The following is a 13687-nucleotide window of genomic DNA, read 5'->3' as shown; positions in this document are numbered from 1 at the left end:
GGACTTGGACACCGGCACCGGCGGCTGACTGGGTAGCTCCGAGGGACTGGAGGCGTGCGGTCTTGGGTATCATGATGCCTTGGGCGTCCAGCTCGTGGCTCCAGCCAGAGTTGGGCCCAGGTCGCTCCAACGCTTGAGAGGGGTGTCCGCCCTGGGAGCTCCGGTTCACCGAGTGTAGCCAAGGAATGGAACCACTGTTTCGGCTTCGTCTCGAGCTCTCGGACGAAGATCCAGGGCCCGCTGGTACGGGCGCCGCCCGAGCGGGGATCGCTGCCGATGCCATGGCCGCGAGGGAAGTGCTGGCCACCTTTCGAACGGCCGCGAAACTGCAAGTGAACGACCCCGACTATCACTACATCCTGGGCGACGCGCTCGCCCAGCTCGGGAGACATGCAGAGGCGGTGCCGGTTCTTCGCGAGGCCATACAGATGAACCGGGACGAGGCCGCCTATCACACGGCCCTGGCCAAGAGCCTGTGGATCCTCGGAGAGCATGAAGCGGCCGTGGCCTCCTTCCGTGAGGTGACGCGACTGCGCCCCGACGACGTCAGCGCCCTCAACGCGCTCGGCGTGGCCCTGACCGCGGCCAGCCGCTATCGTGAAGCAGTTCACACCTTCCACTCGGCTCTCCAACTGGACCAGGGCCAGGCCCCGGTCCATAACAACCTGGGCGTGGCCCTCTTCAGATCCGGAAGGGAGGGCGAAGCGTCGCGCGCCTTTCGAAGGGCCATCCAGCTCGGGCCGCCCGACGACGCGGAGGCCCACCGCAATCTCGCCCTGGCCATGCAGGCTTCTGGACGGCCTGAGCAAGCCCTCTCGTCCTTCCGGGAGGCGATCCGGCGGCACCCCGAGGATCCTCAGGGGCACTTGGACCTCGGAGACCTCCTGAATGCCCAAGGCCGCTCCGCCGATGCCTTGGCCGCGTACGACGAGGCGGTCCGTCTGGATCCCGGTTGCCTTCGTGATCGGCCGGAGAGCCATGAGAATCGCGAGGCCATCCGGCTTCAGCAGCTGCGCGATGAGGTCCGCTCCGAGGCGCAGCCGAGCCATCCCGCAGTGCAGCTGTGGAAGGGCCTGCTGGCCGCAGGCCACGCCTTGAGTGGGGCGCTGCCGAAGCCGAAGAGGGCGGGGTGGGGGCTCTTGGCCCTCCTTGTGCTCGGCCGCGTCACTTGGGCGACTTCGATTCCGTACGTGGACTATTGGATGTTCAGGGACAAGGTAGCGGAGATCGCGGGCGCCCCCGTCCGCGAGGATGGGGAGGTCTTGCAGCTCATCTTGCAAGCCGCCAATGAGCATGGTCTAGAGGACCACGTGAAGGTCGACAGCTGCTCTGTTGAGACCAGGAACAGGTGGCGCATCATCCGCTGCGATTACAGTCATCCTCTTCAGCTCCTCCCTGGGGTCGCCCCCACCCTCCATTTCCGGTTCAAGGTCGAAAGGCCGTTCTTCGCGGGGGAGACCATTTTCCTGTGAACGAGTTCTCCCGGCGGCCGATTGGGCGCCGCTCGAGTCGCGCGTAGGGTCTCCCTCGGGTGGGGGTGACCCTGGGCGGACACCCGCGGGACCTCCCACCGCCCGCCCCAACGGCCGTCCCCGTGCCGGGGTTGGAGAGCCCGCCCGCTATCCCTCCATGGCCGAGAGGGTCTGGGGGTTCCTTTTTGACGAGGTGCCATCACCGCGGGCAGTTCAGCACCTATCTGCCCCCGATGGGAGGCAAGGTGCCCTCGATCTACGGCCCGTCCGCGGACGACTCCGGGCACTAAGCGCGTCCTTCCAAAGGCGGTGCCGTGGCCCGGCCAGTCGCGGCGGTCTTGGGGGTGCCGCGGCTCGTCGATGACACACGCGAGACGGAGCGAGAAGCGGTAGGATCTCCAGGCGGAGGATCGCGCGCGACATGAAGGATCTCACCGAGGGTCCGGTCGGCAGACACATCGTCCAGCTCGCGACCTTCATCGCCTTGAGCACCGTCTTTCAGACCCTCTACTTCCTGGCCGACCTCTACTTCGTGGGAAGGCTGGGCAAGGAAGCCATCGCGGGCGTCGGCCTCGGCGGAAATCTGATGCTCCTGGTGCTGGCGCTCACGCAATCCCTGGGCGTGGGCACGACCTCCTTGATCGCTCAGGCCATCGGACGCAAGGACAAGGAGCGTGCGGAGCTCGTCTTCAACCAAGCGCTCCTCCTATCGAACATCACGGGACTCGGCTTCGGTGCTTGCTTTTTTGCCTTGCGCGGCGCCTATAGTCGCTGGCTGGCCGCGGACGCCACCACCGCCGCCCTGGGTGCCCAGTATCTGGACTGGTTCATCCCCGCGCTCTTTCTTCAATTCCCCCTCGTGGCCATGGGGGCGGCCCTGCGGGGGCTGGGTGACTTGAAGGTCCCGACGCTCATCCAGGTCGCTACCGTGATCCTCAACATCCTGCTGGCGCCGGTGCTCATTTTCGGCTGGGGCACCGGGCACCCGCTCGGTGTCTCGGGGGCGGCGCTGGCTTCGTTCGCCGCCGTCGCCGTCGGTTGTCTCGCATTCACGGCCTACTTCCAAGGGGGGGCCGCCGACCTGGGCTTCCGACGGGCGGACTGGAGGCCACGCCCAGGGTTGTGGGGCGAGATGCTGCGCGTGGGGCTTCCCGCGGGCGGTGAGTTCGCCCTCATCTCCGTCTACTTGGTCCTCGTCTACGACATCATTCGGCCCTTCGGCGCCGCCGCCCAGGCGGGGTTTGGCATCGGCAGCCGGGTGATGCAGGCCCTTTTCCTGCCGGCGGTGGCGATCGCCTTCGCGGCGGCTCCCGTCGCCGGGCAGAACTACGGCGCCCGCCAGGGAGGACGTGTTCGCCAGACCTTTTATTCCGCCGCGGCCATGAGCGCGGTGATCATGCTGGCCTTGACCGCGCTTTGCCACATCGCGCCCGCCGGCCTGGTCCGCCTCTTCAACCGAGATGCGGCCGTGGTCGCAGTCGGCGCGGACTACTTGCGCATCATCAGCTGGAACTTCCTCGCTTCCGGCGTTGTCTTCGTCAGCTCCAGTGTCTTCCAGGGCATGGGCAACACGTTGCCTGCGCTGGGCAGCTCCTCAATACGCTTGATTCTGTTTGCCCTTCCTGCTTACGCTCTGTCGCAGCAGCCGGGCTTCCAGGTGCGCCAATTGTGGTATCTGTCCGTGGCCTCCGTGACGGCACAGCTCTGCGTGAACCTCTGGCTCCTTCACCGGGAGTTCGCCAGGAAGCTGTCCTTCACGCCCGAGTCTGCACCCTTGCCCGCAGAGCGACGAGAGGCTTAGGGGGCCTAACGGGCCAGACATGGCCCCCGGACGGAGGCTCCTTCGCACCGGGGGTTGAGGGCATGACACCAGGAGGGACCGTACGGGCCGGCTCTCATCTTCGGGGAAGCGACGCGACCGCATTGATGGAGCTGGCGGCGGCGGCGGGCCTGGAGGGTCGTCTCCGCGAGGGCGAGCCGGGCCGGAGAGCTTCTGAGGTCAGCTTCAGTGGCGGGGGCGGCAGGCTAGGCGAAGAGGTGGGCTTCGCCTCCCGGAGGGGTTCCGTTTTTGCCCTCTCTCTCCGCGGGTGCGAGTTGCCGTTCCTACCGGACTCCCTGGCGCAGCTGGGAGGGCTGAAGCAGCTCGATTTGGTGGGCAACCGGCTTTCTGAGCTCCCGGGGTCGATCCGCGCCCTTCTCGATCTTCAGGCTCTCTATCTAGACCGGAATCGTCTGCGTTCGCTCCCCGGGTTCCTTCCGGGTCTGGTTCGCCTCCGGGAGCTGCATTTGGATGACAACCTGCTGCGCGCTCTCCCCTCCGGCCTCGATCGGTTGAAGAGCCTCCGCCGGCTGAGCCTACGCGGTAACCGGCTTGTCTCCATCCCTGAGAGCCTCGGGGGCTTGCGCCGTCTTACGGATCTGAGCCTGGGGAAGAACCGGCTGACGTCCCTGCCCGCGTCGCTCTGGCGCCTCATCGGCCTTGAGGCGCTCAACCTCGCGGAGAATCGCCTGTCGTCCCTTCCCGCCGGGATCCAGAAGCTCACCCGGCTCCGGCTGCTCGATCTCGGTCATAACGAGCTCAGCTCACTGCCCCCGGAGCTCTTTCGCCTGGCGGGTCTCACGGATTACCTCTACCTGCACGACAACCGGCTGACCTCGGTGCCGAAGACGATCGGGAACCTGGCGGCCCTGCGCTACCTGAACATCGGTGGCAACCGCCTGGGGACCCTTCCCGACACGATTGGGAGCCTCAGGAGCCTCCGGGAGCTGAGGCTTTCCGACAACCGGCTCGTCGTCCTTCCTTCCGCTCTCGGCAATCTGTCCGCCCTCTTGGAGCTCCATCTTGGAAACAACGAGCTCGCTTCGATTCCATCGTCGATCGGCAACCTGGTTAGGCTCCGGGAGCTGCGGCTGGCCAACAACCGCCTGACCGGGCTCCCGGAGTCGATCGGTGACTTACGCGGCCTGTCCCGTCTGGACCTGAGGAACAACCGCTTGACCCGTCTTCCCGACTCGCTCCGCAATCTCAAGAACCTAAAGGAGCTGGATCTGCGGGGCAACCGCTTGGTCTTCCTTCCCGCCTCCATCGCGGAGGCGGCGAGCCTCCAGAGGCTGGACTTGCGCTGGAACAAGCTGGCCGCCCTGCCCGCGTGGGTTAAGCGACTCGAGGAGCGGGGATGTGTCGTCTGGCGATGAGGCGAAACCACGGGCCCGGCTGGCCGCAGCCTCCTACGAGCGAGGGGGCGGGCTCGGGGGCGGCGCCTAGCTCCTAGTCGGCGGGGCTCGGGGGAAGCGTGAGGGGAGGGAGCGGCTCGCCCACGGGCTTCCGGCGGTGGCTCACCCAAGCCTGGAGCCGCTCGAACACGAGATAGACGACCGGGGTCGTGAAGAGGGTTAGTAGCTGGCTCACCAGAAGCCCCCCCACGATGCTGATGCCGAGGGGTCGCCGCAGCTCGGAGCCCGTTCCCGTCCCGAGGGCGAGGGGCAGACTGCCAAAGAGCGCGGCCAAGGTGGTCATCATGATGGGCCGGAAGCGGACCCGGCAGGCCTGATAGATCGCCTGCTCGGGCGTCAGTCCCTCGCGGCGCTCCACGTCCAGGGCGAAATCGATCATCATGATCGCGTTCTTCTTGACGATCCCCACGAGAAGGATCACGCCCACGAGGGCGATGATGCTGAAGTCCGTGCCCGTGATCAGAAGGGCGAGCAGCGCCCCCACCCCCGCGGAGGGGAGGGTGGAGAGGATGGTGATGGGATGGATGTAGCTCTCGTAAAGGACGCCGAGGGTCACGTAGACGGTGATGAGCGCAGCCAGGATCAGGAGGGGCTCGTTGGCGAGGGAGTCCCGGAAAGCGGCCGCGGTCCCGGCAAAGTCGGCTCGGATGGTGGGGGGAAGCCCGATCTCGCGCCGGGCCCGGTCGATGGCGGCGGTGGCCGTGCCCAGGGCAATCCCCTGGGGAAGGTTGAAGGAGATGGTGACGGCGGGGAACTGTCCCTGGTGGTTGACGGCCAGGGTGGTGTTCGTGGTCTCGAGACGGGTGAAGGCGCTCAGGGGAACGTCGGGGCCCCCGGTGGAGTGGACGTAGATGTTCTTGAGGGCGTCGGGATCCTGGCGAAACTGGGGCTCCACCTCGAGGACCACGTGGTGCTGGTTCATCTCGAGGTACTGGGTGGCGACCTGCCGCTGGCCGAAGGCGTCGTAGAGGGTGTCGTCGATCACTTGGGGCGAGACCCCCAGACGGGACGCGGTGTCGCGGTCGATGACCACCGTGGTTTGGAGGCCGTGGTTGAGCTGGTCGCTCGAGACGTCGCGGAGCTCGGGGACGGTGCGCAGCTTCCGGAGCAAGCGGGGCGCCCAGCTCGTGAGCTCACCCAGGTCGGAGCTCTGAAGCGAGTACTGGTACTGAGCCCCCGCCAGACGTCCCCCCATGCGGACGTCCTGGACCGCCTGGAGGTACATGGTGGCCCCGGGCACCCGGGCCAGCGGGCCCCGCAGGCGGGCGATCACCCGGTCCGCGCTCGCGTTCCGTTCTGACCGGGGCTTGAGCTGGACGAAGAGCCGCCCCGAGTTGGTGCTGCCCGCGCCGCTCCCCACGAAGGAGGTCACGCTGTCGATGGCGGGATCGGCCATGAGGATGGCGCACAGCTCCTTCTGCTTTTGGGCCATGGCCGCGAAGGAGATGTCCTCCGCGGCCTGGATCTGTCCGGCCAGCCGGCCCGTGTCTTGCTGGGGGAAGAATCCCTTGGGGACGACCGCGTAGAGGTAGATGCTGAGGAAGAGCGTGGCCACGGTGAGGGCGAACACGAAGTGCTGGTGCCGGAGCACCCACTTGAGCCCCCGGTCGTAGGTACCCAGCATCCAATCGAACACGCGCTCGCTCGCGCGATTAAAGCGGCCCCTTCCCTCGTGCTCCTCCGGGCGCAGAAAGCGGGCGCACAGCATGGGCGTGGTGGTGAGGGAAACCACGAGGGACACCCCGATGGCGATGCTGAGGGTGGCCGAGAACTCGCGGAACAGCCGCCCGACGATGCCACCCATGAGCAGGATGGGCAGGAAGACGGCGACCAGGGAGATGGACATGGAGAGGACCGTGAAGCCAACCTCCCGCGCCCCCTTGAGGGCGGCCTCGAACGGTGGTACCCCCGCCTCCTGGTGACGGGCGACGTTCTCGATGACGACGATGGCATCATCGACGACGAAGCCGGTGGCAATGGCGAGGGCCATGAGCGAGAAATTGTCCAAGCTGTAGCCCAGGAGGTACATCACCCCAAAGGTCCCCACCAGTGATAACGGCACCGCGATGCTCGGGATCACCGTAGCCCACAGCCTGCGCAGGAAGAGAAAGATGACGAGGACGACCAAAATGACGGTGAGAATGAGGGTGACCTGGATATCGTGGACGGAGGCCCGGATGGTCTGAGTAGGGTCGGCCGCGATGGCGATCTTGATGGCGGGCGGCACGGAGGCCTGCAGCTCGGCCAGCAGCGACTTGATATTGTCGGAGACCTCGATCACGTTGGCCCCGGGCTGGCGGAAGACGAGAATGATGACCGCCGGGAGGTTGTTGGACAGCCCCGCCGCCTTCACGTCCTCCACGGAATCGAAGACTTGTCCGAGGTCGCTCAGCCGAACGGGGGCCCCGCCGTGGTAGGCGACGATGAGCGGCCGGTAGAGGTCCGCGGGCAGAAGCTGGTCATTGGCCTTGAGGACGAAAGCCGTTCGCTCCCCGGCCAGCTCTCCTTTGGGGGCGTTGGCGCTGGCCGTCCGCAGCGCGGTGCGAACATCTTCCAAGCTCAGGCCCCGGCTAGCCAGCGCCCCCGGGTTGATCTGCACCCGCACCGCGGGGCGGGCCCCCCCCGCCACCACCACCTGCCCCACGCCGTCCACCTGGGCGATCTTCTGGGAAAGGATCGTGTCCGCGGCGTCGTAGATCTGGCTCAAAGGGAGCTCGGTGGAGGTAAGGGCCAGGAGGAGGATGGGAGCATCGGCGGGGTTGCTGCGGCGATAGAAGGGGTTGCTGGGGAGGTTCGTGGGAAGCTGCCCGCGGGCGGCATTGATGGCGGCCTGGACATCGCGCGCCGCGCCGTTGATGTTCCGGCTGAGGTCGAACTGGAGCGTGATGTTGGTGGTACCGAGCTGACTGGTCGAAGTCATCTCGGTGATGCCGGCGATGCGGCCAAACTGGCGCTCCAGGGGCGTGGCCACCGCGGAGGCCATGGTTTCCGGACTCGCTCCGGGTAGCCCGGCGGACACGGAAATGGTGGGGAACTCGACCTGGGGCAGGGCGGCCACGGGAAGGAACTGGTGCCCGAGAGCGCCCGCGAGCAGGACGGTCAGGCTCAGCAGGGAGGTGGCGATGGGGCGGCGGATGAAAGGGGCGGAGATATTCATGCCTTCCCTTCCGTCGCGGGCTCCTCGATCGGATTCCCGATGCCAAAGCGCTGGAGCCGTTTTGCCACCCGATCGAAGGCGAGATAGACCACCGGCGTCGTGTAGAGGGTGAGGAGCTGGCTCACCAGGAGACCGCCCACGATGGTGATGCCGAGGGGACGGCGCAGCTCGCTCCCGGTGCCGGTGCCGAGGGCGAGGGGCAGCCCGGCCAGGAGAGCGGCCATGGTCGTCATCATGATGGGCCGGAAGCGCAGAAGGCAGGCCTGGAAGATCGCTTCCTCGGGGGCTTTCCCGTGGCTTCTCTCGGCCTCGAGGGCGAAGTCGATCATCATGATCGCGTTCTTCTTGACGATCCCGATGAGGAGGATGATGCCGATGAGGGCGATGACGCTGAACTCCGTGCGGCAGACCATGAGGGCCAGGAGCGCGCCCACTCCCGCCGAGGGCAGGGTGGAGAGGATCGTCACGGGATGGATGTAGCTCTCGTAGAGCACGCCCAAGACGATGTAGACGGTCACGAGGGCGGCCAGGATGAGCCAGATCTCGCTCGCGAGGGCCCGCTGGAAGGCCGCCGCCGTGCCCTGGAAGCTGGCCCGAATGCTCGGGGGCAGCCCGATGGCCTGCTCGGCATCCGCGATGGCCCGTGTGGCATGGCCCAGCGACAACCCCGGGGCCAGGTTGAAAGAGAGGGTGACGGCGGGGAACTGGCCCTGGTGGGTCAGGGACAAGGGGGTGGGGCCGGTCTCGAAGTGCGCGAAGGACGCGAGGGGGACCTGCTTGCCATCGCCCGAGCGCACGTAGATGTCCTTGAGGGCCTCCGGGCTCTGCTGGAAATGGGGATCCACCTCCAGAACCACGTGGTACTGGTTGAGCTGGGTGAACATGGTCGAGACCTGTCGCTGGCCGAAGGCGTCGTAGAGGGTGTCGTCCACGGCCTGGGGCTGAATCCCGAGCCGGCTGGCGGTGTCCCGATCGATGACCACGGTGGCCTCCAGCCCGCGGCTCTGCTGGTCGCTGGCCACGTCCCTGAGTTCAGGCAGGGTCTTGAGCTTGTCGACCAGCCGGGGCACGAAAGCGGTGAGCTCGCTCGCGCTCGCGTCCTCCAAGGTGTACTGGAACTGGGTGCGGCTGACCCGGTTTTCCACGGTCAGGTCCTGCACGGGCTGCATGTAGAGGGTGATCCCCTCCACCTGCTCCAGGGCGGGCTGTAAGCGGCGGATGATCTCAGACGCGGTCACCCTCCGCTGATCGCGGGGCTTCAGGGTGATCTGGATCCGGCCGCTGTTGGGCGTGGTGTTGATGCCGTCGACTCCGATGAAGGAGGAGAGCCCCGCCACGTCGGGGTCCTTGAGGATCACCCGCGCCAGGGCCTGCTGGCGATCGCTCATGGCCAGGAAAGACGTGGTCTCCGGAGCCTCGGAGACGCCGAGGATGACGCCCGTGTCCTGGACGGGGAAGAACCCCTTGGGTACGACCACGTACAGGAGAAGCGTCAGGACGAGGGTCGCTACCGTGACCGCCAGGGTGGCCGTCTGGCGGCGGAGGACCCACTGGAGGGTGGTCCCGTACCACCGGATGACGGCCTCGAAGCCCTGCTCGGAGAGGCGATAGAAGCGACCCTGGCGCAGCACTTCCTTGGAGCGCAGGAGCTTCGCGCACATCATGGGCGTGAGGGTCAGGGACACCACCGCGGAGACGAGGATGGTCACGCTGAGGGTGACCGCGAACTCGCGAAAGAGCCGACCCACGATGTCTCCCATGAAGAGGAGGGGGATCAGGACCGCGATCAGGGACACGGTCAAAGAGACGATGGTGAAGCCGATCTGGGCGGAGCCCTTGAGCGCGGCTTCCAGGGGCGAGTCGCCCTCCTCCACATAGCGGTCGATGTTCTCGATCATGACGATGGCGTCGTCCACCACGAAGCCGGTCGAGATGGTGAGGGCCATGAGGGAGAGGTTGTTGAGGCTGTAGCCGAGCAGGTACATGACCCCGAAGGTTCCGACCAGGGAGAGGGGCACGGCCACGCTCGGGATCACGGTGGCGGAGAGGGTGCGGAGGAAAAGGAAGATCACCAGCACGACCAAGACCACGGTGAGCATGAGCTCGAACTGGACGTCGTCCACGGAGGCACGGATGGTCTCCGTACGGTCGGCCAGGACCATGACCTTGACCGAGGAGGGCAGGGCGGCCTGGAGCTGGGGCATGAGGCCCTTGATGCGGTCAACGACGGCGATGATGTTGGCCCCGGGTTGGCGCTGGATGTTCACGATCACGGCCGGGCGATCGTTCATCCACGCCGCCTGCTTCGCGTTCTCCGCTCCGTCGATCACGTTCGCGACGTCGCTCAGGCGCACGGGGGCATCTCCCCGGTAGGCCACGATGATGGGCTTGTAGTCCTGGCTGGAGAGGAGCTGGTCGTTGGCGCCCACCGTGAAGGATTGCCGCTGACCGTCGATGGCCCCTTTGGCCAGGTCAACGTTGGCCAGGGACAGGGCCGAGCGGACGTCTTCCAGGCTCAAATGGTAGGAGGCGAGGGCGGTGGGATTGGCCTGGATGCGGACGGCGGGTTTCTGACCGCCGCCGATTGAGACCATGCCCACCCCCGGGAGCTGAGAGATCTTCTGGGCGAGGGTGGTGTCGGCCAGGTCTTCGACCCTGGACAAGGGCAGCGAGTCCGAGGTGAGGCTCAAGGTGAGGATGGGGGAGTCGGCGGGGTTGACCTTGTTGTAGACGGGGGGATTCGGCAGGTCCCGGGGCAGGTAGGTGGTGGCGGCGTTGATGGCCGCCTGCACCTGCTGCTCCGCAACGTCGATGTTCTGGTCCAGGTTGAACTGGAGGGTGATGATCGAGCTGCCGAAGGAGCTGGTCGAGGTCATCTGGCTCAGGCTCGGCACCTGCCCGAACTGGCGTTCGAGGGGAGCCGTCACCGACGAAGCCATCACGTCCGGGCTCGCCCCGGGGTAGAAGGTGGAGACCTGGATGGTCGGGTAGTCCACCTGGGGGAGGGCAGAGACCGGGAGCTGGGTGTAGGCCACGAGGCCCACCAGGAGCAGGCCGATCATCAGGAGCGACGTGGCGACGGGGCGGAGGATGAAGAGGCGGGAGGGGTTCATGACCCGGCGGCGGGTTTGCCCCCGCCCGCGCGAGGCTCGACCCGGGTCCCCGCCTGCACCTTCTCGTGGCCGTCGGTCACCACTTGGTCGCCGGGAGCGAGACCGTCATCGATGGCGGCGATGCCTCCTTGCGTCAAGCCGACCTTGAGCAGATGCACCTCGATTGTCTTGTCGGGCTTAACGACGTAGGCGAACACACCCTGGGAACCGCGCTGGACGGCGGCGGCAGGCACGACGACCTGGGCTTTCCTGACCTCGAGCAGGAGGCGCACGTTGACGAACTGGTTCGGCCAGAGGGTGCGGTCCCGGTTCTCGAACACCGCCTTGAGGCGACCGGTACCGGTGGAAGAGTCAATCTGGTTGTCGATGGTCAGGAGGTTACCGCTCGCCAGCTTCGTCTGATCGTCCCGGCTGTAGGCGTCGACGGGAAGGGGACCGTCCTTCATGTGCCGGGCGACGGCGGGCAGACTGTCCTCGGGCAGGGTGAAGAGCACGGTTATGGGCTCGAGCTGGGTGATGACCAGGAGACCGTTCGTGTCCGCAGCCCGGACCACGTTGCCCTCGTCCACCAGGCGGAGCCCGACCCGGCCGCCCACAGGAGCGGTGATCCGGCAGTAGATCAGCTGCAGGCGGGCGTTGTCGATCTGGGACTGGTCCACCTGGCCCGACCCTTCCAGCTGTTGAACGAGGGCGCGCTGCGAGTCCATCTGCTGCTGGGGAAGGATCCCCTGGGCAAGAAGATCCCGGTCGCGCTCCAAGTTCAATCGGGCATCCGCAAGCTGCGCCTGGTCGCGGGCGAGGGCGGCCTGGGCCTGGCTCAGTTGGACCTCGAAGGGACGGGGATCAATGACCAACAGGAGGTCACCCTTGTGGACTTCCTGCCCCTCCCGGAAGGCCACCTGTACGATCTGGCCGTCTACCCGGGTCCTGACCGTCACGGTGTTGAAGGCGGTGATGGTGCCGAGCCCGGCGAGATAGACAGGCACGTCGCGCCGCTCCGCAGAGGCAACGATCACGGGGACGGCGGCGGGGCCCGGCCCCTTGGCTCCGCCACCGGCCTTCCCGGGGTCGCCCCCCCGCAGACCCAGCCATAAGAGGCCCAGGAGGAGAGCGCCACCGATGATGGCGAGCCCGATGCGCTTTCTCGGCTTGGCGGCCGCCGAGCCTACCGCTACCGTGTCCCCCGAGGCCGACTCACCCGCATCGTTCATGTCGGTCCTTGCTGTGACAACAATTGGAGAGCAAAGGTACCTGCCCGCGGCCACGCCGTCAACGGGCTTCACAGGGTTTTGCAAACTTTCCCGTTCGTAAGCCCCTCAAGCGGGGCCGTCCCGGCCGTGGGAGGCCAGGAGATAAACAATGAGCAGGAGCATTTCTGGCTCGATGGGGTGGCGGTACCGAGTGAGCACGAAGGTGCCGTAGTAGACGAGGGGGAAGAGCAACAGGAGCGCGGCGAAGAGAAAGCCCTCGCGCTTCCCGGTCCAGAACATGAGACCGAGGCCGGCCAGGCTCAGGAGAAACGACTCCGCGAAAGCGACCGTTCTCAGGAACACGAGGAGCGCGGGGAGGCCGTCGCGCGTCGTCCCAAACCAGAACCAGTAGATCCGGCGGGCGGTGTTGGCCAAGAAGAACCGGGGATGGTCGGTGATGAAGGCGAGGGCCTCGCGGCCGCGGCTGGACACGTAGGCCGCCTCGCCCATCTCCCGATACTGCTCGAGTTCCTGGACGTTATGGGTAGGGTGCAACCACACCATCCAGTCGCCGACGCCCCCCGGGCCGTTGCCGAGACGCAGCTCCTCCCCGAAGTTGCTCCGAATGAAAACTAGCTCTCCGAAGGTGCGATAGTTGCGGACGAGCCAGGGCGCGACGCAGAGAAGGGCCAGTAACCCGGCCCCTAGGAGCCGCGGGAGGCTCAGCCCGCCCTTCCCTCGTTGCTCCCAGCAGACCCAGGCCCAGGAGGGGAGGGCGAAGGAGAGAGCCACGGGGTTGGCGAGGGCGAGGAGCCCCCAGGCGAGGCCGAAGGCGGTCCAGAGCCAGCCCGTGGGGGAGCGTCCGAGCCGCACGGTCAGGAGGAGCACCAGGGCCAGAAGGCAGGCGGTCAAGCTGGTGTCCCAGACCACCCTTGTGGGCCAGTACACCGCGTAGGGAAGGAGGGCCCACGTCCAACCGGCCCACCTCCCCGTGCGCTCCCCAAACAACTCCCGGCCCAAGTGGTACAGGATCACGGCGGTGAAAACCGAGCACGCGCTGTTGAAGGTCAGCGCCATCCAACCCGACAGGCGCGAGTAGGTCCCGAAGGCCCGGAAAATCCCCGCGAGCAGAGCGGGGTAGAGCGGTGCCACCCAGGCGGTGGGGCCCGTGGCCCCCTGGAAGGGGTCGCTAAACCCCCGGCCCGCGGCGAGGGAGCTCGCGATCCTGCCCGCCTCCCAGCCGAAGCCGAAGTAGTCGGGGCGGAACACGTAGGCGCCGGATGCCGTGAGGAAGGCAACCCGCACGGCCATACCCGTGGCAAAGATCCGTCGGGGCGTTCGGTCCGCCCCTGCCGCGGACGCGCCCGCTTCCTCTGTGGCGACCCGCGGCGCCGCCGCGGATGCCCGGGTCCGGCTCCCCTGTGGCCCCCGGAGCAACCAGCTCACCCAGCCGATCGTCTGCGTTCCCATGCCCTCAACCCGCCTGTTTCTCGGAAAGGACCCGCGACCGGCCGACCCCCG

At 66.9% G+C, this 13687-nt stretch carries 7 protein-coding genes; 3 read left to right on the top strand and 4 right to left on the bottom strand.

What is annotated here, in order from left to right:
* The first annotated feature begins 281 nt into the window (after nucleotides 1–281).
* From VN461_08300 to VN461_08290, 3 genes are all read left to right on the top strand, one after another.
* Entirely contained in the window at nucleotides 282–1472 is a 1191-nt protein-coding gene (locus VN461_08300) for a tetratricopeptide repeat protein (protein HXB54768.1), read from the top strand.
* Between the two features lie 421 nt (nucleotides 1473–1893).
* Entirely contained in the window at nucleotides 1894–3273 is a 1380-nt protein-coding gene (locus VN461_08295) for an MATE family efflux transporter (GenBank protein HXB54767.1), read from the top strand.
* Nucleotides 3274–3398: 125 nt separating this feature from the next.
* Nucleotides 3399–4667: a leucine-rich repeat domain-containing protein gene (locus tag VN461_08290; GenBank protein ID HXB54766.1), complete on the top strand. Its 1269-nt coding sequence runs from the start codon at nucleotides 3399–3401 to the stop codon at nucleotides 4665–4667.
* A gap of 73 nt (nucleotides 4668–4740) precedes the next feature.
* On the opposite strand, the gene VN461_08285 is transcribed toward VN461_08290, so the two are convergent.
* The 4 genes from VN461_08285 to VN461_08270 all read right to left on the bottom strand — a co-directional run bounded on the left by VN461_08285 (nucleotide 4741) and on the right by VN461_08270 (nucleotide 13636).
* A complete protein-coding gene (locus VN461_08285) occupies nucleotides 4741–7863 on the bottom strand; it encodes a multidrug efflux RND transporter permease subunit (GenBank protein ID HXB54765.1) in 3123 nt (1040 codons plus the stop codon).
* Entirely contained in the window at nucleotides 7860–10976 is a 3117-nt protein-coding gene (locus tag VN461_08280) for a multidrug efflux RND transporter permease subunit (protein HXB54764.1), read from the bottom strand. The genes VN461_08285 and VN461_08280 overlap by 4 nt, the downstream gene beginning before the upstream one ends.
* Nucleotides 10973–12187: an MdtA/MuxA family multidrug efflux RND transporter periplasmic adaptor subunit gene (locus VN461_08275; protein ID HXB54763.1), complete on the bottom strand. Its 1215-nt coding sequence runs from the start codon at nucleotides 12185–12187 to the stop codon at nucleotides 10973–10975. Before VN461_08275 ends, VN461_08280 begins: the two co-directional genes overlap by 4 nt.
* Nucleotides 12188–12292: 105 nt before the next feature.
* Entirely contained in the window at nucleotides 12293–13636 is a 1344-nt protein-coding gene (locus VN461_08270) for a glycosyltransferase family 39 protein (GenBank protein ID HXB54762.1), read from the bottom strand.
* Between the last annotated feature and the right edge of the window lie 51 nt (nucleotides 13637–13687).

Source organism: Vicinamibacteria bacterium (assembly GCA_035570235.1).
In the GTDB taxonomy this organism is placed as follows: domain Bacteria; phylum Acidobacteriota; class Vicinamibacteria; order Fen-336; family Fen-336; genus DATMML01.
This window is presented reverse-complemented; position numbering and strand designations above follow the sequence as displayed.

Excerpts from the sequence above, each read along its gene's own strand:
- VN461_08270 (HXB54762.1), bottom strand. The coding sequence starts at position 13,636 with ATGGGAACGCAGACGATCGGCTGGGTGAGCTGGTTGCTCCGGGGGCCA.
- VN461_08275 (HXB54763.1), bottom strand. The coding sequence starts at position 12,187 with ATGAACGATGCGGGTGAGTCGGCCTCGGGGGACACGGTAGCGGTAGGC.
- VN461_08300 (HXB54768.1), top strand. The coding sequence starts at position 282 with ATGGCCGCGAGGGAAGTGCTGGCCACCTTTCGAACGGCCGCGAAACTG.
- VN461_08280 (HXB54764.1), bottom strand. The coding sequence starts at position 10,976 with ATGAACCCCTCCCGCCTCTTCATCCTCCGCCCCGTCGCCACGTCGCTC.
- VN461_08285 (HXB54765.1), bottom strand. The coding sequence starts at position 7,863 with ATGAATATCTCCGCCCCTTTCATCCGCCGCCCCATCGCCACCTCCCTG.
- VN461_08295 (HXB54767.1), top strand. The coding sequence starts at position 1,894 with ATGAAGGATCTCACCGAGGGTCCGGTCGGCAGACACATCGTCCAGCTC.
- VN461_08290 (HXB54766.1), top strand. The coding sequence starts at position 3,399 with ATGGAGCTGGCGGCGGCGGCGGGCCTGGAGGGTCGTCTCCGCGAGGGC.